Origin of the sequence: Streptosporangium sp. NPDC049046, assembly GCF_040649155.1 — a bacterium.
Classification (GTDB): domain Bacteria; phylum Actinomycetota; class Actinomycetes; order Streptosporangiales; family Streptosporangiaceae; genus Streptosporangium.
The window spans coordinates 1-22,949 of sequence record NZ_JBEZEZ010000033.1; the positions used below are offsets into that span (position 1 = coordinate 1).

The window sequence follows — 22,949 nt, forward strand, 5'->3', positions numbered from 1 at the left end:
TTCTCACAGGTCCGGCCCAAGCGTCCCCGCCGCCTGCGACACCAGATCCCGGGGGAGAGACGTCGTCGCTCTCCGACAGCACCCGCCGCATACTCCGGACGACCCGATCTCCCGCCCGGGGGCACCTTCCAGGGCATGAACTCCAGTACCACTTTCCGCTGGCTCCGCCCGTCCTTGGCCCACGAAGACCTGCGGAATCACCCAAAAAGGACCGCCGTAGGTAACGATTGACTGCGGCAACGTTGGAGAGCATCGTCCTTGACCAGCCAACGTGCGATTATCGCACCATGAGAGAGGTCGGAGAGTGGGCTGACGTGGGCGATCGCGTCCGCGAATGCCGCGTTGCGGCTGACATGTCCCAGGAGCAGCTCGCATCGACCATGCACCTGGACCGTACGATGATCGCCAAGATCGAAGCAGGCACCCGTCGGGTGGACGCTCTCGAACTGGCAAGGTTGTCGTCGGTCCTCGGTGTTCCGCTCACACATTTCCTGCGTCGGCCTCCAGCGGTCGTATCGCGTCGGACCGAGCTCATCGACGACCCGGCAACGGATGCCGCCCGCCAGTCATATCGGCTTGAAGCGGCTCTGGCGACGTGGCTGGACGATGTCCGACAACTCGTCGAGCTGCGAGAGTTGACTCCTCCCGTGCCAGAGAAATTCCACGGCGCCGTGGAGAACGTCGAGACCGCTCGCGACGCGGCCAGGTGGGCCAGGCGGAGACTCGGCCTTGGAACCGACCCGATCAGTTCGCTGATAAGCGTCTGCGAGGAGCTCGGTCAACTGGTCGCGGTGGTCGACGCGCCGGGAGACGGGGCCTCCCTGATCGAGGACGGAATCGCCGTGGCGGTCGTCAGCAGCCAGGGGGATCCCGGAAGACGTCGAGCGACCGCCGCTCACGAGCTGGGTCACATGATCATCGGTGATGAGTACTCGGCGGACCTGGGCCTCCACACCTCTCGCGCCGACAGAGAACTGGTGATCGACGCTTTCGCCGCGGAGCTCCTGCTGCCCATCGAGTCGGTGCTGAAGGGCTGTGCGGAAAACAGGGATTCCCTGCGAGACCCCCTCGTCACCCTCGCCGCCAAATATCGAACATCCTGGTCACTGGCCATCCGCCAAGCGGTCGCGGCCGGAATCCTGGCCAAGGAGGACGCGAAGGACCTGCGTCGGAGGAACCCAACACGTGCCGAACTCATGGAGGCCCTGGGCTGGGTGCCGCAGCCTGATCTCCAGACGGTGCGCGTGCCACCGAGCTACGCTCATGCCGTGCTGCAGGCGTGGGGGAAGAACCGGATGACCACATCTCGCGCCGTGGAACTCATGCGCGGCCAGATCGTGGAGTCGGACCTCCCCACCCGCGAGGAACCGGATCTCGAACCTTGATCGCTCCCGAACCGGACCTCCCCCTGGTGTTCGACGCGATGTGCCTCAACCACTTCGCACGTGCCGAGCGCCTGGACGTCCTACGAGACCTTCTCGTCGGCAGAAACTGCCTGACGACCCATGTCGTACGGGAGGAGCTACGCGCGGGCGTCACCGAACATTCCGCTCTTCTGAAGGTGCTGGACGCGGACTGGCTTGGTGTCGCACGCCTCGACTCCCTCGGGGAGATCAGAAGTTTCGCGAAATGGTCGCAGCGGATCGGCTCCTCTGAGCGGAACCTTGGTGAGGCCAGTGTGTTCTCGGCTGCCGAACTCTGCGACGGAATCGCGATCACCGATGATCGAGAGGCTGTGGCGGTGGGCAGAAGCTTTGGCCTGAGGGTTCATGGCACCGTGTGGCTACTCGCGAACGCCTGCCGCGACGGCAAGCTCAGCGAGGTTGGAGCGGGCAACATCGTTGACACGCTCAAAGCAACGGGCATGCGTCTGCCATGCTCGGGCGCGACATTTGGCCCTTTTATTCGCCATCACGGGCTCTGTTGATCTTTCAGCTCGCCCGAGACCTCCACGAGAGCACCGGCTTGACGAGTCTGGTCACCAGCAGGAATCAATGGTGAGCTGACTCACAAGTAGGAATTCTCATAACCAAGGATCTCCCGGTCATGTCCTCGGGGGTTTCTCTGTGTCTTGGCGCTCACAACGTGGCCGGCCTGCGTACTTGGCGATCAGTTCTTCGGCTCGACGCTCACCGGCCACGAACCCCTCGGGGTTGGAGGTGCGGATCGCCTCGATGCGACGCGCCTCTCGCTCCTTGGCAACCCGGTAATCCTGCTGCATCTGCCGATGAACAGCCTGAGCGATGTACTCGGCAGGCGTGATGTCCTGGCCGGTCTCGGCAATCCACTGCCTGACCTCGGCAAGCAACTCGGCGGGAAGTTCGTTGCTCATGGCCCGAACGTAGTGCAGGCGCCTCGCACAGGCGGGGAATCGACCGAGGGCTTCGCAGTACAGAACATCGACAACACCCACGGACCCCATCGATGGGCGTGATCTCGCTGAGGACTGTGCTGCGGATCAGGGCCGGGGCGGGGTGGTGAGTTTCGCGACGTCGGCGGCGTAGACGGTCATCCAGTGCGGATGCAGCCGGTAGTAGACCACCTCGTTGGTCCAGTCGAAGGCGTCGTCGCCGTAGAAGTCCTTGAAGTACGCGAGCAGGTCCGGCCAGTCCGCGGCCGGCTCGCCGTCCTGGGGGTTGAGGATCTCCACGGTGCCGTGGGTGAACACGCCCAGTTCCTCACCGCGCATGTACGCGGCGCTGACGGCGGGCCTGGCGGCGAGGTGGCGGGCCTTGGCGGCGTTGAGCGCCGTGCCGAAGTGCCACTTTCCGTGCAGGAAGTGCCCGTCCACCCCGCTGATCCGCGGCTCACCCTTCGCCGTCACGGTGGACAGCGCGAGGGGGCACATACCGGCGAGGACCTGGGTGAGCTGCTCTGCGCCCAGGGTGCGCTCGCCGCTGATGACCGAGCGGAGGTACGAGTTGGAGCGGAAGAGAGAGGCGTCCAGGAGGGCCTGGAGCTCTTTGAGCTCTTCTGGCGTTTCGCGCATCGAAATCCTTGTCTATCCGTAGGGCCCGGTCCACGCCCACCATCGACGCCGACCGGGGAACCCATGCTCGACCCAAAACCCGACACCTTGTGTCATGTTTCTTCCCTGGTCTTTGAGGCGACGTCGTCGGTCGTGGTCACCTTGAGCGTCTCCGTGAGCTGCTCATCCGTCGCGACGACCGCGCCACCCCCGGCACCCGGCTTCTGTTGTTCGGTGCCGCCGGCTTCATGCCCCAGCTGCGGGAAACCGCGCAGGAACGCGCGGACGTACAACTCGTCGACCTGACCCGCCTCTACGAGGGTTCCTGAGCAGCCGGTGCCCTGTCCCGCGATGCTGAGGGGCAGGGCACCGGATCTCGTGCGTCAGACGGTGAAGTCGCGGAGCAGGCCGGTGTACTTCTTGGAGCGGGGAGGGGCGAACTCGCCTCGGGTGCTCGTCCGCAGGCCGAGGGAGACGAGCGACTCGACGAGCTTGGTCGCCACGGTGACGCCGTCGATCACCGGGACGCCGACCGCGCGGGAGACGTCCGCGCAGAAAGAGGCCATGCCCGCGCAGCCGAGCACGATCGAGTCGCATCCGTCCCGTTCCACGGCCTCCGCGCACAGGGCGGTCACCACCTTGCGCGCGTCCGAGGAGGGGTCGTCCAGCTCGAGTACGGGGATGTCGCAGGCGTGCACCCCCCGGCACGCGCCCGCGAAGCCGTACCGGGTGGCGAGGTCCCACGCCCGGCCCGTGGTCCTGGCGAGGGTCGTCACGACGCTGAAGCTCCGGCCGACCAGGGTGGCGGCGTGCATGGCCGCCTCGGCGATCCCGACCACCGGCCCCGAGGCGAGCTCGCGGGCGGCGTCGAGGCCGGGGTCTCCGAAGCAGGCGATGACGTATCCGTCCGCTCCCGCCGCCTCGCCCGCCGCGATCTCCGCCAGCAGGCCGGGCACGGCGAGGGCCTCGTCGTAGTGACTCTCGATCGACTCCGGGCCCATCGCCGGGTTCACGGCCGTGACGACGGTGGACGGCGCCGCGACCGCCCGGGCGCATCGGCCGATGTTCTCGGTCATGGCCCGGGCGGTGTTGGGGTTGATCACCCGAAGGTCGACGCGGGTCATCAACCGACCAGGGTCGTGCCGTCCGACACCCGGTCGGTGTCACGGTCGAGACCGCCGATCCTCGGCGACATCCGCTCCAGCACGGTGAACGCCACGAACCCGAGCCCGCAGCCGACGAACCAGCTGTAGTCGGCGATCCAGGTCACGTCGATTGTGGTGAGCTCCAGGTCGAGCAGCATCTTCGGCACGAGCACCGACACGATCGCGGGGACCCCGCTGAGCACCGTCGCCCAGACCGCGTTCGGGTTGTAGCCGCCCTGGAAGAAGTAGCGGCCGGTCGGTTCGAGGGTGAACATGTCGTCCACCCAGATCCGCTGGCGGCTCACGATGTAGTAGCCGGAGATCAGGATCCCGAACAGCGGCCCGATCAGGGCGCCGAGGATGCCGAGCGTGTAGTGGATGGCGTCGGGGTTGCTGTACCAGTTCCACGGTGTGAGCAGCACGGAGCCGACCGCCGCGATCATGCCGCCGGTCCGCCAGCTGATCTTCTGCGGGTTCACGTTGGAGAAGTCGAACGCCGGGGAGATGAAGTTCGCGACGATGTTGATGCCGATCGTCGCGATGACGAAGGTGAGCCCGCCCAGCAGGATCGCGAACGGTGTGTCGATGCGCTCGACCGTGTGGATGGGGTCGGTGATGAGCTCGCCGAACACGGGCACGGTCGCCGACGCGGTGATCACCGTGAGCAGCGAGAAGAACAGGAAGTTGATCGGCAGCCCGAGGAAGTTGCCCTTCTTCACCGCCGCGAACGACTTCCCGTACCGGGAGAAGTCACCGAAGTTCAGCATCGGCCCCGAGAAGTACGAGACGACGAGGGCGATCGCGCTGAGCATGACCGGGATGGACGCGCCGAAGTCGAGGTTCTCGCCCTCGGAGAGGTCGAGGCTGATGTTCTCCCAGCCCGCCTGGCTGACCAGGTAGACGGCGAGCACGACCATGACGACGTAGACGGCGGGTCCCGCCCAGTCGATGAACCGCCTGATCGCCTCCATGCCCTTCCAGAACACGGCCGCCTGTGCCACCCAGAGGATGGCGTAGCAGATGTAGCCGAGCGCGGACAGGCCGAGGAAGCCGCCCTCGTTCAGCGACGCCGACGCGGGCCAGAACTTGAGGAAGATGATGATGAGCGACTGGGAGGCGAGGTAGGTCTGCACCCCGTACCAGGCGATCGCGATGAGCCCGCGGATGATGGCGGGGACGTTCGCGCCACGCACCCCGAAGATCGCCCGGTTGATGACCGGGTACGGCACACCGGTGACCTGGCTCGGCTTGGCGACCAGGTTGCAGAACACGTTCACGATGACGATGCCCACGATCAGGGCGAGGAGGACCTGCCAGCTCGCCAGCCCGAGGGCGAACAGGCTGCCCGCGGTGACGTAGCCGCCGACGCTGTGCACGTCGGACATCCAGAAGGCGAAGATGTTGTACGAGGACCATCTCTGCTCGCGGAGCGGGGCGAGGTCCTCGTTCGCGAGCCGGGGGTCGTAGTCGGGTTTGACGAGGCCGTCGCCGACGGGCATGCCCGCGGCCTCGACGACGTCGTGTAGTTTCGGCTGGGACGGTGCGCTGTGTTCGGTCATGTCGGCTTCCGTGGGGGGTACGGTGCGGGAGACCGGTGTGTCCCGCGCGCGGGTGTGCCAGGGCGGAAGGTGCTCGGGATTGACGCAGCTGCCCCCGCAGGGGCTGTGGCGTGGGCTGTTAAGTGGTCACTTAACAGCTGCCGTCAATGTATGCCTTGACACCCGACCCCTAATTTCGGCCGCGTAAAGGCCTTGTGACAATTGGCGTGGAGGCCGTGACAGCCATGACCCCGGAACCCGGCGCGGAGATCGAGGCGATCACGAACGAGCACCTCGGCCGCAGGCTCCGCGAGCTGCGGCTCCGGTCGGGGATGTCGCTGCGTGCCCTGGCGCGCGAGCTCGGCATCTCGCCCAGCGCCGTCTCCCAGATCGAGCTCGGCACGATGCGGCCGTCCGTCAGCAGGCTCATCGCCTTCGTCTCCGCGATCGGCGTGCCCCTCGCGGCCGTGTTCGACACCGCGGAGGCGGCCGACGCCGACCCGGCGGGGCCGAGCGCGCCCCCCGGGTTCGCCATCCGGCGCTCGTGGGAGGTCGCCCCCATCCGGCTCAGCGGCGGCATCACCTTCCGCAGGCTCTCGCCCGCCCCCTCACCCGACGTCGAGTTCTTCGAGTCGACCTATCCGCCGAACTCGATCTCCAACGCGCACGGCCACTTCCTCAAGCACGAGGGCTACGAGGTCGGGACCGTGACCAGGGGCGAGCTCACCATCGACTTCGAGTCCGAGGTCGTCACCCTCGCCGAGGGCGACTCCATCACCTTCCCGTGCAGCCGCCCCCACATCATCGGCAACCGCTCGGAGACCGTCACCGCCGTCGCGACCTGGCTCATCGTCCACCACTGACGGAGACGACGCGACCGTGTGAACGCCCGTGGCCCACCGGGCCTTCGGCGGAAGGTCCGGTGGGCCACGGTTCGCGGCCGGCGGCCGAGGTGAGTGTTTCCACGATCGTCACGGCCGGATGAGCGGTCGGACGGCTCAGGCGTAGACGGACGCGAGCCACTCACCCCAGGTCCGCTCGGCGTCGGCCTGGTCGACCCCGGTGAAGAGGTGGTGGCCGGTCATGATGACGCCGTCGCCCCCGACGAACCGCAGCAGCGCGTCGTCGGTGCGTACGCCCAGGAAGCTGGGGGCGAGCACCGTGTCGACCACCCCGTCGACGCCCTGGCCCGCGACCGCGAGATGCACCTTGTCGCCCTCTTCGACCTGCTCGGACAGGCCCAGGGCGTGGGTGAGGCCGGCCCAGGCCAGGTCCTGGTCGGGCTGCTGCGGGGCGAACGCGGTGACCGGCACGGCGGTGCGTCCGCCGAAGTGCTCCAGATACTGGGCGAGGGTCCGCAGGTAGAGCGGGTTGCCCTTGCGGAGCGCGTCGTACTCCGCCTCCCAGTCGCCGGTCAGGACCCCGCTGTGCACGAACCGCAGCACGGCGCCACCGCCGTCACGGCCCTCGACGAGATATTCGAACGCCATGAAGGCGCCGTCCTCGTCGGGCTCCGAAGCGTAGGCGAACCGGTGCGGCGGCTCCCAGGCGGTGACCGTGGAGTCACCGCTCACCCCGGGCATCGTCATCGACGCCCTGCCACCTTCGCGGGGCTCGATCTCGTTCTTGCCCATGAACCACGCGTCGACGCCGGGGCCTGTCGCGATCGCCTCCCAGACCTGCTCGGGGGTCGCCTGGAGGTCGACATCGTGGGTGAGGCGGAATTCGTGCGACATATCAGGACTCCTTGATGTCGTTGGTGTCGTTGCCCCGCCTCGCTCCTCGACGAACTTCACGAGGCCGTGGCACTGGAGGGTCTTCAGCTCCGCCGGGACGACCCGGTGACCGCCGCGCGACCGGTCGCCGGGTGCCGCTCGACCGGCGCCTCCGGCGGCCGCACCCGGATCGGATCGAGCGCCGCCTCGGCGACGCCGACCTCTTCGGCCGCCCCGCCTTCGAACATGTTCTCTACAATATCGACCGACGACTCACACCGTCAATACAAAAAAAGTTGTCGGTACTGGACGGGCTCCACGACACCGGAACAACCGGGGCGTCACCGGTCCACCGCTAGCCTCGACCTGTTCACGACTCGACGCGGCCCGGCCCTTCGCCCGACACCCGACGTGAGGCCGGGCCACCACATGTCCTGTTCGCCCGTTTCACTTCTCACGCCCTCTTAAATGGTCGACGACCGGCTTGCCCTGGCCCGTCTTGTTCTTCCCGCCCTTCTCGGTGCGCCGACACCGGAGACTCGGCCGTTGACGGGAGGGCCGCGGCGATGCAGTCGAGGACGCGCCGGAGCCCGTACCGGAACTGTTCGTCGCGGCTCAGGTGCGGCTGGCGCGCCTCCATCACGATCTTGGTGAACATCGGGTACTCCCCGCTCTTCACCAGCCGGTCGACGTACGAGTGGCTCCGTGCCATCCACTCCGACTCACTGAGCCCGCTGCTGCGGAACTCCCTGACCGAGCTGATCTCCTCGCGGACGGCACCCTCGACGTAGCTGTTCAGCATGGCCATGAGGGCGAGGTTCTCGTCGATGGAGACGAAGGCGTCGAGCACTCCCATCAGCCGCTCGATCAGAAGCAGCTGGCTGGGGCCGAAGCCGGGGAGTGACCGCTGCACGGTGGCGATCCACGGGTGCCTCAGCCACATGGCCCGCCACTCGTCGGCGTAGCGGGTCAGGTCGGCGCGCCAGTCGCCGGAGGGCATGCCCTCGACGTCGATCTCGCCCATCAGCCGGTCGGCCATGAGCTCGACGAGGTCGTCGCGGCTCGGGACGTACCGGTACAGGGACATCGCGCCGGCGCCGATCTCGGCGGCGATCCGCCGCATGGTGGCGGCCTCCAGCCCTTCGGCGTCGGCGATCCGGATCGCCGCCTCGGTGATCTGCGCGCGGCTGTAGACCGGTTTCGGCCCGCGGGCCGGGCGCTCGGGCCGCATCCAGATGCTCACGTACTCGGCGTCGGGCACCGCCCCACCTCCTTATTGCGTACATGGTACCCAATGGCTTAGCGTGACCACCACAACCGCGTACAACGTACCCAGTGGAGGGATCGTGAACGACCTGATCGTGGTCGCCGAAGGGCTGCACAAGTCCTTCGGCGACACCCGTGCCCTGCGAGGTCTGGACCTGAGCGTTCCGAGAGGAACGGTCTGCGGCCTGCTGGGGCCGAACGGCGCCGGCAAGACGACCGTGGTGCGCATTCTGACGACCCTGTCCGACCCCGATGCCGGGCACGCCCGCATCGCCGGATACGACGTCGTCCGCGAGGCCGGCGAGGTGCGCGCCAGGATCGGGCTCGCGGGCCAGTACGCCGCCGTGGACGAGAAGCTCACCGGCCGCGGCAATCTGCGCATGTTCGGGCGCCTCTACCACCTGCCCCGGCGCGAGGCGCACCGACGGGCCGATGAGCTGCTGGAGCGCTTCGGTCTGACGGACGCCGCCGACCGGCCGGTTCTCGGCTACTCCGGCGGCATGCGCCGCCGGCTCGACCTGATCACCTGCCTCATCCTGCGCCCCGAGGTGCTCTTCCTGGACGAGCCGACCACCGGCCTGGACCCGCGCAGCCGCGGCGAGATCTGGGACGGCATCCGCGAGCTGGTGGCCGACGGCACCACGGTGCTGCTCACCACGCAGTACCTGGACGAGGCCGACCGGCTGGCCGACGACATCGCCGTCGTCGACCACGGGCAGGTGATCGCCACCGGCACGCCCGACGAGCTGAAGGCCACGATCGGCGACCGCCTCGACGTCACCCTCGAAGACCCCGCCGCCCTGCCCGCGGCGATGACCGTCCTGAACACCCTCACCGGGACCGATCCCACGACGACGGGCGCCGACCGGCTCAGCGTCGTACTGCCCGGCGCACCGCCTGTCGCGTCACCCGGCGCACCGCCCGACGGCCGCCTCCGGCTCGCCGACGTCGTGCGCGAACTCGACCGCGCCGAGGTCGCCGCCGCCGACGTGAGCCTGCGCCGCCCCACCCTCGACGAGGTGTTCCTGCGCCTCACCGACCGCAAGGAGACCGTGCGATGACCGTCCTCACCTCACCGCTGGGCCGCCTGCGCTGGACACTCACCGACGGGCTGACCCTGGTCGGCCGCGAGCTGGGCCGGCTGCGGCAGGAGCCCGGGCAGATCGTCGCCGCGCTGGTCTTCCCGGTCGTCATGGTGGTGCTGTTCGGGTACGTCTTCGGCAGCGCGATCCAGGTGCCGGGCGGCGGCGACTACCGCGAGTACCTCATGCCGGGCCTGTTCGCCATGGTGACCTTCACCGCCGCGCAGGGGACCATGGCGCGGATGGCCGCCGACGCCTCCCGCGGCGTGATGGACCGCTTCCGCTCCATGCCGATGGCGCGCCTGGCGGTGCCGTTCGGGCAGACCGGCGCCGACTCCCTGGTCGGCGTACCGCTGCTGGCCGCCATGGTGACCACGGGCCTGCTGGTGGGCTGGCGACCGCACCACGGCCTGATCCCCACCGTCGAGGCGTTCGCGCTGATCATACTGCTGCGCTACGCGCTGAGCTGGGTGGGCGTCTACCTGGGCCTGGTGGTGAAGGACGAGCAGGTCGCCGACGCGATGGTGCCACTGTTCCTGCCGATCACGATGCTGTCCAACGCGTTCGTCCCGACCGACGGCATGCCCGCCTGGCTGCGATTCGTCGCCGACTGGAACCCGGTGAGCGCGCTCACCGCCGCCTTACGGGAGCTGTTCGGCAACCCGGGGGCCCCGGCAGGGAACGTGGCCTGGCCACTCGCGCATCCGGTGACCACCGTCCTGCTCTGGTCGGCCGTGCTGCTGGCGATCTTCGTCCCCCTGTCGCTCCGCGCCTACACGCGCAGCGGGCGCTGAACGCTCCAGGCGTCCTCCAGCGGTCGTCCGTGGAACGGTGACAGTCCTGTGGCCGTCATGCCGCAGGGCTGCCACCGAAAATGAAAACGATTCTTTACATGACCTTGAAAGTGACTGTATGTTGTCAACCAATCACTCTACGAACTCAACGAATGTAGGTGAGCACCATGCCGGAAAACGGCACAGAGCGCCCCCCCGACCCCCGGGTGGCGTTCGTGGACGCGGAGTCGGCCCAGACGGGCGAGACGAGCGAGCGGCCCGGGACGGCCGACCGTGCCGCCGTCGCCGCGAAGACCGATGACCATCTCCCTCCCCTCGCCGATCAGCCGATCGACGACAAACCTCTCGCCGCGCGATTCACCGAACCGGAAGAGGAGGAGTAGAGATGCAGCTGCACTTCCGCAACCGCTACACCTCCAAGGTGTGGGTCGCGATCATGTTCTACAGCCCCGTCGGCTGCCGCGACTACGGCCAGTGGGGCACCCGGGGCTGGTGGGCCATCGACCCGGGCGGTGAGGCGTTCGTCCTCAACACCGACAACCGCTACGCCGCCTTCTACGCCGAAGCCGCCAACGGAGCCGTCTGGACCGGTCCCTACGGCCCGATGTACGTCTACCAGAACGCCTTCGACTCCTGCATCAACATCGGCAGCACCGCCGCGAGGCGCGTCGGCACCCGACTCGTCGACATGAACGGTTATGCGCGCTACTACGTGAATCTCACCGCCTGACGCGCTCCCCTCACCTGACGCGCCGCCCGGCCCCGACCGGCCCCGCGCCACAGTGAGAGCGGACGCGGGTGAGCGCCTCCTGAGAGACGGATACCAAAATTCCCTTCTCAAGGTCCGTCCCCCCTACGCGCAGGAGGCGCTCGATCCCAGCCGGGCGACCCGCGTCAAGCTCCGGGCTCAGGTGTCGAGCATCCCGGCTCCGAGGATTCAGCGACGCGGGGTGAGCAGGAAACGATCCTTCGCGTTGAGTTCCACGGCGGCGCGGCTGTAGAGCAGCGGGAAATACTCCCCCTTCTGCCAGGGTTCCGCCAGGTCGCGATAGTGCGGGCTCCGGGGGTCACCCGACTGGCCGGGAGCGTTGATCGCCTGCGACCTGTCCCAGTCGCCGACGTCGAGCACCATCTTGAACGTGGGGCCCGACAGGGGAGCGTAACTGCCCGGCAGATAGTTCGACGCCTCCACGGTGTTCCACGAGCCACCGCGCGGGAAGGGGCCCACGTCCTTGCCCGTCGGATGCCCGAACGTGAGCCGCTGGATGTCGCCCCACTTCCAGGTGGCGGGATCGGGGCCGAGCCGACCGACCAGTTCGTCGTAGGCCGCCGCGAGCGAGGTCTTGAGAATGCGGTCCCGCACCGCCGTTCCCCCGGCGCCGAACCACCGGTCAGGGTTGTCCATCGCGTCGAAGAGCAGCAGCGGGTCGTGGATGAAGATCTGCCTCGCCACGTTCTCCGGCAGGACCTCGCGGGCGAACGCCGGCTCCAGATGGCCACTGAACCACGTCTCGAACAGGGCGGCCCGTCCCGAGTCCGCGCTCGTGACCGCGTCGTAGGTACGCAGCAGTTCGAGCGCCCGCGCCGTCGACGGCTGGTCGCTCGTGATGCCCGCGAGCAGCCGCACCAGTCTGCGGGCCGGGATGGAGACCTTGTCGCTCTGCAGCGCCGCCGAGTCGGCGGGCGAGGTGCGCGACCGGGAGGAGAGCACCTCGACGATGCGCTCGTGCCGGTACGGGGAGGCCCACGAGTCGAACCCGACCTTCAACGGGTGGTCCTTGGGCATGTTGAACTCGTTGGCGGAGGCGACGATCCCCTTGGCCGGGTTGTAGGAACGCGGCAGGCGGGCGCCGTCGTGGAAACCGGCCCAGTCGTAGCGGCCGTCCCCCGGCACGGGCAGCAGGCCGTCGTACCCGATCCTGTTCGGTGCCAGACCGCCCGGAACCCACCCGATGTTGCCCGCGACGTCGGCGTAGATCTGGTTCTCCGGCGGCCCGCCCCAGGTGCGCATCGCCGTCGCGAACTCGTTCCAGTTGCGCGCCCGCATGTACTTCATGCTGCCGAAGTAGGGCGTCGTGCCCGGTTGCAGCCAGGTCGTACGCAGGGCGTAGGCGAGATTCCGCTCCCGATCCACCTTGATCACCGGACCGTGGCGGGTGAACGAGAGCTCGGTGGGCTGTGCCCGCTCACCTGCGACCGGCACGTTCTCCGTGACGGTCCTGAAGCGTTCCCACCCCTTGCCGTACCGGTAGCGTCCCTGGTCTCCGGGGTCGAGCTGATAGACGTAGAGATCCTCCTGGTCGACGCCGAAGATGGTGAGCCCGAACGCCACGGTCCCGTTGTGCCCGATGGAGATGCCGGGCAGGGCGGGCTCCCCCGCCCCGATCACGTCGAGGCCGGGTGCCGACAGGTGGGTGATGTAGCGCAGCGCGGGTGCCTTCATCACCCGGTGCGGGTCGCTGGCCAGGATCGGACGACCCGTCGTGCTACGCGCCGGCGCGACGGCCCAGGCGTTGCTGCCCTCGGAGAGGGCGGGCCCCGGCGGCTCGGGGACCGCGCGGACCTGGCCGTTCTGGAAGACGACGCTCTGGGTGGCGAGCTGGTAGGTGCCGAGCACGTCCGGAGGAATCGCGCACGGGTCGAGCCCGTCGGGCACCACGGTCTTCCACTCGGGCTCAAGCTTGCGCATGAGCGGGTCGACACCGATGCCGCCCGCGCAGACCGCGCGGGCGCGGTCGACCTCGGAGGTCAGATTGATCGCCAGGCTGTGGCTGCGGATCCGCACGACGTCCTCGGGAGACCATCGCGCGGGCGCGTACCCCAGCTCGCGAAACTCCTGCGGCATCGCCTCCGGGGTGCGCTTCAGCCAGTCGACGTAGGCGTTGATCCCCTCGGCGAACCGGGTGGCCGCCTTCTTCGCGTCGGGACCGTAGCTCTGCCACTCCTTCTCCATGTCCCCTCGGTAGAGGAACAGCCTGGCCGCCTGGTCCTGCTTGAGGTAGGCGGGGCCGAGCACCTCGGACAGAAGCCCGAGGCCGCGACGGCGCCACAGGTCGATCTGGAACAGGCGATCACGGGCCGCGTTGAACCCCTGCGCGAGATACAGGTCGGCGGTGTTCTCCGCGTAGATGTGCGGCACACCCCACCGGTCCACCAGCATCCGCACCGGCCGCTCCAGCCCGGCGATCGAGAAGACCGAGTCCGCGCCCGTCACCCCTTTCGCGCCCGCCGGACTCTCCGCCCCCGTCGGCCCCTCCGCGCCCGCCGCCTGCGGTAACAGGCCGGCGCCGAGGGCACCGCAGACGGCCAGCAACGAGGCCGTCCTCCTCCATCGCCGCATGTCGCTCCTCTCGTCGGCCGGCAGCACGAGGCATGCCGGCGATGTGGGGCTCGCCCAGGCCGCACATCGAGCGCGGACGCGCGTTCCCGCGTCCCATCGCCCCCGCGAAGGATCACGACGCCGTCATCACAGCCGCGGCTCCCCAGCCCCCGTCACCGCAACTGTGGCGCGCCCTCAGTGCCCCGTCAGCCCTTGTTCGCCCCCTTAGAGCCCCTTCAAGGGAGCCCTTTCGCGAGGAAGCGCCGTCCACGAGGAAGCCTCCGCGCAAGAGCGCGCCGGATCACGACAAGCGCCATCAGAGCCGCCGTACGTCGACAGCCGAGGACCGTCCGCCGCCCGTGACCACCCGCCTGCTCGCGCGCTCCGTCAGGACTGTCCGCCACCCGCGGGCTCCGTAGGGACCACCCGCCTGCTCGCGCACTCCGTGAAGAGCGCCCGCCTACCCGCGGGCTCCGTCCCCGGCCACTGTGACCGCCTCGGTGAAGTGCCGATACCTGGTCAGCTCCTCTTCCACGGGCTCCAGCACCAGCTCGCGGCCGACCCGGTCGACGCTCGACCGCAGTGCCTTCGCCGCCTTGCGTGCTCTGCGCCGTCCGCCGAACCAGGCGGCCACCCGGGAGAGCAGCGCGATCAGCAGGCCGAGCAGCACGCCCCCGACCAGCAACGTGGTGGGCCAGGGCAGTTCCCCTGCGGTCGGCAGGTAGAGCTGCGGGAGCCGGAGATAGTCGATGGCGACCAGGGCGAGCAGCCAGATCCCTCCGGCGACCACCGTCGCGAGCGCCAGCCACTGCGCCAGCCCGGCCAGCCGCCACCACAGGGGGCGCTTGGAGACTCCGAGCGAGGTGGTGGCCACCGCCCGGTCCAGGCTGTCCTCCAGCTCGTCCCCGCGTGACCTCGCCGCCTGCCGCACGGCGGCGGCCCACGGCGCGGGAAGCCCGGCGGAGGCGGCCCCCGCAGCCTCGCGGATCGCGGTGTCCATCCGGGAACGCTGGACGACGGTCGCGACGGGGATGGACGTCCTCCCGACGACGCCCTGCGGCTCTCCCGGCTCCCCCGCACCCCCGGCGGTCCTGCTCGCGGTGTCCAGGCGGAGGCGGCGAAGCGGATCGGGCCGCAGGCGGCGGACCCATCGGGTGGGCGGCCATCCGGTGGCGGCGACCGAACGGTGCCGGTGGGACTTGGCCACGGCCTCGACGACGGCCGGCACCCCTGCGGCCTGCGACAGCGCGTCCCTCAACGGCCTCGCCAGGCCGTCAGGCCCGCCCGCGACGCCCGGAGGGGTCTCGCCGGGGGCGACGCCGGACGCCCGGAGGAGCGCGTCGGCCGCCATGCCCGCGTCGGCGGCGAGGCGGGCGGACCAGGACCGCCGGTCGGCGACCCGGGAGGTGAGCAGCGAGCGCAGCTCGGGGATGCCCGCCCCGGTACGGGCGGACACCCCGACCACCGGGACACCGGTCAGGCCGTCCTCGTCAAGGAGCCGCCGGAGGTCCTTCAGGCAGCGCTCGGCGGCGGCCGGTGAGAGCCGGTCGATCTGGTTCAGGACGACGACCATCACCCCCCGGTGCCTGGCCAGCGGCCGGAGGTAGCGGTCGTGGACGGCCGCGTCGGCGTACTTCTGCGGGTCGAGCACCCACACCAGCAGGTCGACCAGCTCGACGAGCCTGTCGACCTCCAGCCGGTGCGACGGCTCGATCGAGTCGTGGTCGGGCAGGTCGAGCAGGATCAGCCCGGCGGCCGCCTCGTCCATCCTCGCCACCTGCCCCGAGCCGTCCGACGGCTCGGGGCAGGGCGAAGCACCGGATGCGTCGAGGAGCTCGTGGCGGCGGGGGATCTCCAGCCAGTCGAGCAGCGGCCCCGCCCCGGCGCCCTCCCAGAGGGCGGCCTGGGCGGTCGAGGTGGTCGGGCGGGTGACGCCGACCGCGGCGAGCGAGGTGCCGGACAGCAGGTTGAACAGGGAGGACTTGCCGCTGCCGGTGGCACCGGCCAGCGCGACCGCGGTGTGGTCGACCGACAGGCTCGCCCGTACCCCGGCACGGGAGATCACCGAACGGGCCGCGCTCACCGCCTCCGCGTCCAGCCTCCCGTCGGCCAGATCGGCGGCGCGCGCCAGCGCCGTCAACCGGTCGTCCAACGAGACGGCCTTCTCCCTTCGCAGCAGCTTCACGCCTGGCCCGCCTCTCCCTTACCGGTGGTTCGCGGAACACCGCCGGGCGCACGGGGGTCGCCGGGCCTGCCGGACGCGTTCGGGGCGTCGTCAGGCGCGTGCGGGACGTCGCCGTGGACGCGAGGGACCTCGCCGGGCGCGCGGGGGAGACCGCCGGGCGCGTGCGAGAGTGCGTCGGACGGCCTGCGTGATTCCTCCACGGTCCTCGGGACGGAGCCGGCCGACAGGGCGGCGCGGCGGTCCGCGACGGGGAGCTCGCGCAGGTGCTCGCGTACGGCGTCGGAGGCGGCACGCAGGGCGGGGGCGGTGCCCTCGGGAGGCTGGGCGGCGTCCAGCAGGTCGGTGAAGCGGTCGGCGTCCTCGCTGAGGAGGATCGCGACGCGGGCACGCAGGTCGGTGCGGGCCTTGACGGTGAGGTCACGGACGGCCTGGTCGCCGAAGACGGCCTCCAGGACCTTCTGGCTGAGCACGCCGGTGCCTCCGGCGATGCCGACCTCGATGCCGGTCAGGCCGCCGGTCGAGGCGAACACCGCGATCATCAGCAGCAGCCCGGCCCCATTCAGCCCGAAGGAGGTGATGCGGGCGGTCGTGCGCTTGTCCGCCCCCTCCTCGCGGACCAGGTCGAGCACGTACGACTGCCAGCCCCGCACGGCCTCCTCCGCCTTCGCGGGCAGGTCGGCGGAGGCCCGGCCGAGACGTCCGGCCACGGCGACCCCCTCGCGTTCGAGGAGTGCCCGCCCCGAGGGGTGCGACGACCAGGACTCCAGAAGGCGCTCGGCGGCGCCGTCGGCCGAGGCCCTGATCAGTGCCTCCACGCCGCTCTCCAGCGCGGTCCGCAGCTCGCTCTCCGGCGCGGGCCGCCCGGTGACGAAGGCGACCACCCGGTCTCTGAACCTGCCGACCCGGCTCTCCAGGGAGCGCATCAGGTCGCCGGTACCGACGAAGTCCTGCCAGCGGGCCAGAACCTCGCCGCGCAGCAGCGACCCGTCCCGCATGCCCTCGTCGAAGGAGGCGAGGCCCACCGCGTAGGCGGCGTCCGCCATCGAGCGGAGCTCCTCGGCCTCGGTGTGCTGACGGTCGACCGCGGCCGCGAGCGCGGGCACCCGGGTGGAGAGGCTCTCCAGCGCGCCGGACAGGGTCTGGCGTACGACCTCGGCGCGGGAACGGGAGTCGGCGGCGATGGTGGTGAGCCAATCGGCGATCGGCTGAACCGCCTGGCGCGGCAGGCGGGCGTTCTCGTCGGGCAGTGTCAGCTCGGGCACCTCGAAAAGGCGCGTTCCGCCCAGGCCGTTCGCCTCGAGCAGCCGGTTCAGGTCCTTGCGCACCACGCCCATCGCCTCGGGGGGAACCCTGGACAGGACGACGGCGAGGGCCGTGCTACGTTCCCTGGCCGAGCGCAGGAAGCCCCAGGGAACCTCGTCCGCGTACCGGGCGGCGGTCGTGGTGAACAGCCACAGGTCGGCGGCGGCGAGCAGTTGGGCGGCCAGTTCGCGGTTCGCGGCGACGATCGAGTCGATGTCGGGGGCGTCGAGCAGGGCGAGGCCGGGCGGGACGGTGGCGGCGGTGACGATCCGGAGCGTGCCGGGCTCGCCCCTGCCGCTCCCGGTGACGCGCGGCAGGCCGGGCAGGACGTTCTGGGCGGTGAACCACTCGCGGTCGACGGGGCTGGTGACGAGGGTGGGTGCCATCGTCGTGGGCCGCAGCACCCCCGGCTCGGAGACGTCCTCGGCGACCAGGGAGTTCACCAGCGTGGACTTCCCCGCCCCGGTGGATCCGCCGACGACGGCGAGCAGCGGAGCGTCGATCGCGCTCAGCCGGGGGATCAGGTAGTCGTCGAGCTGGCCGGTCAGCTCGCGCAGCGCCCGGCGGTCGGCCTCCACGTCGCCGATCGCGAGGGGAAACAGCTCGCGGTCGAGGTGCCGCCGCAGCTCCCGCAGCGTCTCCAGAAGACCGTCGTTGTCACCCATACGGTCGATCCTGCCCTGCCGAGGCCCCTCTAGACGTGTTTGGCCCCACCGCTGGACCGGGTTACGGGGGCGAACTCGGTAAAGCGGTGGGGCCCAGCCCTCGGATCTCACCCGGGGGTCATGCCGAGCTCGTCTCCCCCGCAGCTGGAGGCGAGCTCGAACCCGCTCGGATGCTTCCGAGGTGATCGGGGGTCGTGCAATGCCTATTTGAACACACAAACCTCAGAAACGGGTCATGTAGAGCTGAATATCAGCTGAAAATTCAATCACTGTGGGGCGGTCGCAGCACATAGCCGACCCCGCGAAGGGTGTGGATGAGCCGAGGCTCGGCCGTGTCGACCTTCCGGCGCAGGTAGGAGACGTAGGACTCGACGACCCCCGCGTCACCACCGAAGTCGTAGTTCCAGACGTGGTCGAGGATCTGCGCCTTGGACAGCACCCTGCCGGTGTTGACCATGAAGTAGTGCAGGAGCTTGAACTCGGTCGGCGACAGCCGCACCGGGATGCCGGAGCGCCAGACCTGGTGCGCCTCCTCGTCCAACTCCAGATCACCGACCTGGAGGCGTACCGGCAGGTCGAGATCCCCCCTGGTACGGCGGAGCACGGCCCGGATACGGGCCAGGACCTCCTCCAGGCTGAAAGGCTTGGTCACGTAGTCGTCGGCCAGCCGCAGCCCCGCCACCTTGTCGTCGGTGCCGTCCCGCGCGGTCAGGAAGAGCACCGGCATCTGCCCGCTCATCTCCCGCAGCCGTCCCGCCACGGCGAAACCATCCATGTCGGGCAGCATCACGTCCAGCACGACCAGGTCGGGACGGATGCGCTCGGCGAAGTGCACGGCCTCCCTGCCGTCCACCGCGGTCACCACCTCGAACCCCGACAGGCGCAGGCTGGCCGAGAGCAACTCCCTGATGTTCGGTTCGTCGTCCACGACCAGCAATCGGGCTTCCACTCTGTCCAGCACACTCCGAGACTCGCCCACCTCTCTGGAACGCAGCTCAGCCGGGGCTGAACGTTTCCTGAGAGACCTCTCAGTACCTTTCCCGGAGAAACGCGGCCGTCACGACCGGGTTCACCGGCGCCCGGCGCCCTCGTTGATGTCGGTCGCGGTCACCGAGCCGTCATCGGCCGGTGTCCCCCGCACGACGACCGTGCCTCCGGGTTCGAGGTCGGTGACCTTCCCTTCCTTCGTGACGCGTACGGACGTCTCGTCGGTGGTGTTCACGGTCACGACCGAGCCGTCGACCGTCTGGACGTAGACCTTGCCACCCTCGACCCGCTGCACCGTACCGACGGTCATGCCGCCCCGGCCACCGCCCTGACCCCCTTGGCCGCCCTGACCCCCTTGGCGCCCCTGGCCGCCGCCGAAGCCACCGGGGCCGCCGGCGCCGCCTGGGCCTGCCTGCCGCATCACCGCCTCGGCGATACCGGACGGGCCGCCCATCGCCTTCTGCGCCTGGATGCCCACGATCACCCCCGCCACGAGCATCACCCCGGCGCCCAGCACGAGGGTGAGCGTCGACAGGCGCCGCCGCGGCCGGGCCGCCAGTTCACCGTCCAGGTCTCCCCGGAACGGGGAACTCTCCAGATCCCTGCCCGCCGGGACCGTCTCGTCGGCGTTGCCGCCCATGTGTCTCTCCTTCCTAAGTCGCGTGAGCCGTGCGGGTCATTCGTGACGCAGGGCCTCGATGGGCCGGAGCTTGGCGGCCCGGTTCGCCGGGTAGCCGCCGAAGAACAGTCCGATGCCCACGGAGACGCCGAGGGCGAGCGCGATCGAGGACGGTACGAGCACCGGTGAGATGCCCGCGATCGTGAAACGGGTGCCGACGAACGCGACCGCGACGCCCGACAGACCGCCCACCAGGCTCAACACCGTCGCCTCCAGCAGGAACTGGCCGAGAATGGCGCTCCTGGGCGCGCCGATGGCCTTCCTGATGCCGATCTCCCTCGTCCGTTCCGTCACGGTGACGAGCATGATGTTGGTGATGCCGATGCCGCCCACCAGCAGGGAGATGGCGGCGACCGCGCCGAGCAGGGCGGTGAAGATCCCGATGGTCGAACCGATCGTCTCCTGCAGGGTGGCCTGGTTCAGGATCCGGTAGTCCGCGACGCCCGCCGGGGTGATGCCGTGCCGCTGGTCGAGCACGGCGGTCACCTCGGCCTGCGCGGAGTCGGTCGTGTCGGCGCCGGTCGCCTGCACGATGATCGAGCCGAGCGCGCCGAACCCGGTCAGGCTCTGCTGCATGGCGGGCAGCGGCACGACGGCCACGTCGTCGGCGTCCTGCATGCCCGACGAACCCGACTCCTTGAGCACCCCGACCACCGTGAACGGCACCCCGGAGACGCCGACCTGCCTGCCGACCGGATCGGCGGCGCCGAACAGTTCCTCGGCCACGGTCCGCCCGATGACCATGATCTTCCTCGCGGCGAGCACGTCGTCGTTGACGAAGTAGGTGCCGCTTTCCACGGGCCTGTTCGTGGCCTCGAAGTAACTGGGGTAGGTGCCCACGAGCTGCGCGATCGTGTGACTCGCGCCCTCGTGGACGGCGGTGGCCGCGTTCGCGGTCACCACGGGCGACACGCTCCGCACCGAGGGAACCCGCTCGCGGTCGGTGAGCGCCCTCGCGTCCTCCAGGGTGAGCGGCCTGGCCTGGGTACGCGGTCCGTCGTTCTGGCCCCCGGCCACCCGGCTCCCACCACCTCCCCCTCCCCCGAAGGCACCGCCACCGCCACCACCGCCTCCGGCGAAGGACGCCGAGACGGTGAGGGTGTTGGCGCCGAGCCGCTGAATGGACTGCTGGATGCTCTGCGAGGCCCCCTCGCCGAAGGCGACCAGCAGGATCACGGCCGCCACCCCGATGAGGATGCCGAGGGTGGTGAGGAAGCTGCGCAGCTTGTTGGCGGCCAGTCCCCGGAGTGCGAACCTCAGGATTTCGAGCCGGCTCACGCGGTGACCTCCGGCACGCGGGGCGGAGGGCCGTCGACGGGGGCCTGACGGCGGTCCTCGACGACGCGACCGTCCACCAGGCGGATGACCCGCTTGGCGTGGGCGGCCACGTCGTCCTCGTGGGTGATGATCACGATCGTCCTGCCCGCCACGCTCAGGCGGTCGAAGATGCCCAGTACGTCCCCGGTGGAGGCGGTGTCGAGGTTGCCCGTCGGTTCGTCGGCGAGCAGGAGGGCGGGCGCGGTGACCAGTGCCCTCGCCACGGCCACCCGCTGCTGCTGGCCGCCGGAGAGCTCGTTCGGCTCGTGGCCGACCCGGTCGGACAGGCCCACCTGCTCCAGGGCCGCCAGGGCGCGGGCCCTCCGGTCGGCGGCGCCGACCCCGCCGTACGCCATGGGCAGCTCGACGTTGGCGAGCGCGCTCATCCGGGGGATGAGGTTGAACGACTGGAAGACGAATCCGATCTTCCGGTTGCGGAGTACCGCGAGCCTGCGCTCGTCCAGCGAGCCGACGTCGGTGCCGTCGATGCGGTAGTCGCCGGAGGTGGGCACGTCCAGGCAGCCCAGGATGTTCATGAGCGTCGACTTGCCGGAGCCCGAGGCGCCCATGATCGCCACGTAGTCGCCTCGGTCGACGCCGAGCGACACCCCGCGCAACGCCCGGACCTCGGCGTCTCCCCTGCCGTACACCTTGGTGATGTCCGTGAGGGACAGGACGGGAACGGTCATCGGCCGATACCTCCCCCGCCACCGCCGTTGCGGCCCCCGCCACCGCCGAGGCCGGGGAAGCCGCCGCCCTGCCGGGTGGTCTCCGTGGCCGTCGGGCGGACCACCTGGTCGCCTTCCGCGAGCCCCGATCTGATCTCGGTGAGTGTGTCGCCCTTGATCCCGGTCTCCACCTGCACGGGCACCTGTCGGCCGTCCCGCAGTACGGTCACCGTGCTTCGCCCGCCCGTCGTGGAGATCACCGTGGAGGAGACCGCGAGCACGTCCTCCGCGCGCTCGACGACGATCCCGACCGTGGCCGTCTGGCCGAGCCTCACCTCCTTCGGCACCTCGGTGAAGGAGATCGTCACCGGGTATCTGACCACGTTGTTGCCGATGGTCGCGGTCGGCTGGATCTGGGTGACCTTCCCCGAGGCGGTGACGCCGCTGAGCGCGTCGAACCCGATGGAGGCCGCCTGGCCGACCTTGAGCCTGGTGACGTCGGTCTCGGTGAAGGTGCCGACGAGTTCGAGTCTGCGGGTGTCGGCGAGGTCGATGAACCCGCCCGAGGCGTTCGCCGCCCCGTCCGCGTTCGCGGAGGCCCCGGAACCGGCCGCGGTGGTCCCGGTGGTCGCGGTGGTCCCGGTGGTCGCGGTGGTCCCGGTCCTGGAGGCGCCGCCCGAGGATCCGCCGACCGTGCCGTTGACGGCGGTGACCGTACCGGCGAACGGCGCCTTGATGACGGTGCCGTCCACCGCGCGCTTCGCGGCCCGGTAGGTGTTCCTCGCCGTGACGTACTGGGCGTAGGTTTCGGCGGTCGAGGTGTCGTCGTCCGCGGTGTCGAGAGCGGCGGCGGCCGCGTCCAGGCTCTCCTGCGCCGACTCGTCGTCCAGCCTGGCGAGGATCTGTCCCGCGGTGACCTTGTCCCCGGCCTTGACGTAGATCTTCTCGACGGTGCCGTTCGTCCCGAAGGACAGCGATCGCGCACGGGCACTGGACACGGTCCCCGACGCGGATACGGAGGCGGAGACCGTGGCCCTGGTCACCGGAACGGTCCGCACCGCGACATCGGCGGACGAGGCCTCACCGCCGAGGGAGGAGTAGGCGATCACCACCCCGCCCAGCAACAGGACCCCCAGGGCCCCGTTCACGATCAGCGCTCCGCGCTTGGTCGACAGCTTCACAGCGCCTGACCCTGGCGTACCAGGCTTGGACCCAGCCCGGCGAAGGCTGAAGGTTTCCTGCAGACTTCGTCGTACCGCCGGTGATGCACAGCAAACCTTCAGGGACCTGTGAGCATGCTGTGAATCAGACGGTCCAGG

At 69.8% G+C, this 22,949-nt stretch carries 23 protein-coding genes; 7 read left to right on the plus strand and 16 right to left on the minus strand.

Annotated features, from left to right (window positions below):
• The first annotated feature begins 242 nt into the window (after positions 1-242).
• Together AB0B96_RS33820 and AB0B96_RS33825 are read left to right on the plus strand one after the other, a co-directional pair.
• Complete coding sequence (locus AB0B96_RS33820) at positions 243-1,385, plus strand: XRE family transcriptional regulator (RefSeq protein ID WP_362905367.1); 1,143 nt, start codon at positions 243-245, stop codon at positions 1,383-1,385.
• Positions 1,382-1,927 carry a hypothetical protein gene (locus AB0B96_RS33825; RefSeq protein WP_362905369.1) on the plus strand — a complete coding sequence of 182 codons (546 nt, stop codon included), beginning with the start codon at positions 1,382-1,384 and terminating at the stop codon, positions 1,925-1,927. The genes AB0B96_RS33820 and AB0B96_RS33825 overlap by 4 nt, the downstream gene beginning before the upstream one ends.
• 117 nt (positions 1,928-2,044) lie before the next feature.
• Here AB0B96_RS33825 and AB0B96_RS33830 read toward each other — a convergent pair whose 3' ends face one another.
• The 5 genes from AB0B96_RS33830 to AB0B96_RS33850 form a co-directional block, all read right to left on the minus strand.
• Positions 2,045-2,332, minus strand: coding sequence for a hypothetical protein (locus AB0B96_RS33830; RefSeq protein ID WP_362905370.1), 288 nt, complete (start codon positions 2,330-2,332; stop codon positions 2,045-2,047).
• Between the two features lie 126 nt (positions 2,333-2,458).
• A complete protein-coding gene (locus AB0B96_RS33835) occupies positions 2,459-2,989 on the minus strand; it encodes a pyridoxamine 5'-phosphate oxidase family protein (RefSeq protein ID WP_350945750.1) in 531 nt (176 codons plus the stop codon).
• Between the two features lie 92 nt (positions 2,990-3,081).
• Complete coding sequence (locus tag AB0B96_RS33840; protein WP_362905371.1) at positions 3,082-3,261, minus strand: hypothetical protein; 180 nt, start codon at positions 3,259-3,261, stop codon at positions 3,082-3,084.
• A gap of 90 nt (positions 3,262-3,351) precedes the next feature.
• On the minus strand, positions 3,352-4,092 hold the full coding sequence (locus AB0B96_RS33845) for an aspartate/glutamate racemase family protein (protein WP_350945752.1): 741 nt from the start codon (positions 4,090-4,092) through the stop codon (positions 3,352-3,354).
• Positions 4,092-5,672 (minus strand): NCS1 family nucleobase:cation symporter-1, encoded by a 1,581-nt coding sequence (locus AB0B96_RS33850; RefSeq protein ID WP_362905373.1) that lies wholly within the window; start codon positions 5,670-5,672, stop codon positions 4,092-4,094. Before AB0B96_RS33850 ends, AB0B96_RS33845 begins: the two co-directional genes overlap by 1 nt.
• 224 nt (positions 5,673-5,896) lie before the next feature.
• Here AB0B96_RS33850 and AB0B96_RS33855 point away from each other — a divergent pair, with 224 nt between their 5' ends.
• Complete coding sequence (locus AB0B96_RS33855; protein WP_350945803.1) at positions 5,897-6,514, plus strand: XRE family transcriptional regulator; 618 nt, start codon at positions 5,897-5,899, stop codon at positions 6,512-6,514.
• A 135-nt stretch (positions 6,515-6,649) separates the two neighbouring features.
• On the opposite strand, the gene AB0B96_RS33860 is transcribed toward AB0B96_RS33855, so the two are convergent.
• From AB0B96_RS33860 to AB0B96_RS33870, 3 genes are all read right to left on the minus strand, one after another.
• Positions 6,650-7,387 (minus strand): SRPBCC domain-containing protein, encoded by a 738-nt coding sequence (locus tag AB0B96_RS33860; RefSeq protein WP_362905375.1) that lies wholly within the window; start codon positions 7,385-7,387, stop codon positions 6,650-6,652.
• 83 nt (positions 7,388-7,470) lie between these two features.
• Positions 7,471-7,614 carry a hypothetical protein gene (locus tag AB0B96_RS33865; RefSeq protein ID WP_362905377.1) on the minus strand — a complete coding sequence of 48 codons (144 nt, stop codon included), beginning with the start codon at positions 7,612-7,614 and terminating at the stop codon, positions 7,471-7,473.
• A 206-nt stretch (positions 7,615-7,820) separates the two neighbouring features.
• The gene (locus AB0B96_RS33870) at positions 7,821-8,627 is read right to left on the minus strand and encodes a TetR/AcrR family transcriptional regulator (protein ID WP_362905379.1); all 807 of its coding nucleotides are present in this window, start codon (positions 8,625-8,627) and stop codon (positions 7,821-7,823) included.
• Between the two features lie 85 nt (positions 8,628-8,712).
• Between AB0B96_RS33870 and AB0B96_RS33875 the strand changes: the two genes are divergently transcribed.
• The 4 genes from AB0B96_RS33875 (at position 8,713) to AB0B96_RS33890 (ending at position 11,238) form a co-directional block, all read left to right on the plus strand.
• On the plus strand, positions 8,713-9,693 hold the full coding sequence (locus AB0B96_RS33875) for an ATP-binding cassette domain-containing protein (protein ID WP_362905381.1): 981 nt from the start codon (positions 8,713-8,715) through the stop codon (positions 9,691-9,693).
• On the plus strand, positions 9,690-10,508 hold the full coding sequence (locus AB0B96_RS33880; RefSeq protein ID WP_362905383.1) for an ABC transporter permease: 819 nt from the start codon (positions 9,690-9,692) through the stop codon (positions 10,506-10,508). The genes AB0B96_RS33875 and AB0B96_RS33880 overlap by 4 nt, the downstream gene beginning before the upstream one ends.
• Before the next feature lie 167 nt (positions 10,509-10,675).
• Positions 10,676-10,891, plus strand: coding sequence for a hypothetical protein (locus AB0B96_RS33885; RefSeq protein ID WP_362905385.1), 216 nt, complete (start codon positions 10,676-10,678; stop codon positions 10,889-10,891).
• 2 nt (positions 10,892-10,893) lie between these two features.
• A complete protein-coding gene (locus AB0B96_RS33890; RefSeq protein ID WP_362905387.1) occupies positions 10,894-11,238 on the plus strand; it encodes a DUF1036 domain-containing protein in 345 nt (114 codons plus the stop codon).
• A gap of 207 nt (positions 11,239-11,445) precedes the next feature.
• Here the strand turns inward: AB0B96_RS33890 and AB0B96_RS33895 are convergent, their stop codons facing one another.
• From AB0B96_RS33895 to AB0B96_RS33930, 8 genes are all read right to left on the minus strand, one after another.
• A complete protein-coding gene (locus AB0B96_RS33895; protein ID WP_362905389.1) occupies positions 11,446-13,848 on the minus strand; it encodes a penicillin acylase family protein in 2,403 nt (800 codons plus the stop codon).
• Between the two features lie 439 nt (positions 13,849-14,287).
• On the minus strand, positions 14,288-16,012 hold the full coding sequence (locus tag AB0B96_RS33900; RefSeq protein WP_362905391.1) for a GTPase: 1,725 nt from the start codon (positions 16,010-16,012) through the stop codon (positions 14,288-14,290).
• Positions 16,009-17,979: an ABC transporter gene (locus tag AB0B96_RS33905; RefSeq protein ID WP_362905393.1), complete on the minus strand. Its 1,971-nt coding sequence runs from the start codon at positions 17,977-17,979 to the stop codon at positions 16,009-16,011. Before AB0B96_RS33905 ends, AB0B96_RS33900 begins: the two co-directional genes overlap by 4 nt.
• Before the next feature lie 262 nt (positions 17,980-18,241).
• Positions 18,242-18,937, minus strand: coding sequence for a response regulator transcription factor (locus AB0B96_RS33910; protein ID WP_362520668.1), 696 nt, complete (start codon positions 18,935-18,937; stop codon positions 18,242-18,244).
• Between the two features lie 111 nt (positions 18,938-19,048).
• Positions 19,049-19,606 (minus strand): hypothetical protein, encoded by a 558-nt coding sequence (locus tag AB0B96_RS33915; protein ID WP_362905395.1) that lies wholly within the window; start codon positions 19,604-19,606, stop codon positions 19,049-19,051.
• Between the two features lie 36 nt (positions 19,607-19,642).
• Entirely contained in the window at positions 19,643-20,923 is a 1,281-nt protein-coding gene (locus AB0B96_RS33920) for an ABC transporter permease (protein WP_362905397.1), read from the minus strand.
• On the minus strand, positions 20,920-21,651 hold the full coding sequence (locus tag AB0B96_RS33925; RefSeq protein WP_350945763.1) for an ABC transporter ATP-binding protein: 732 nt from the start codon (positions 21,649-21,651) through the stop codon (positions 20,920-20,922). Before AB0B96_RS33925 ends, AB0B96_RS33920 begins: the two co-directional genes overlap by 4 nt.
• Entirely contained in the window at positions 21,648-22,811 is a 1,164-nt protein-coding gene (locus tag AB0B96_RS33930; RefSeq protein WP_362905399.1) for a biotin/lipoyl-binding protein, read from the minus strand. Before AB0B96_RS33930 ends, AB0B96_RS33925 begins: the two co-directional genes overlap by 4 nt.
• Positions 22,812-22,949: the final 138 nt, after the last annotated feature.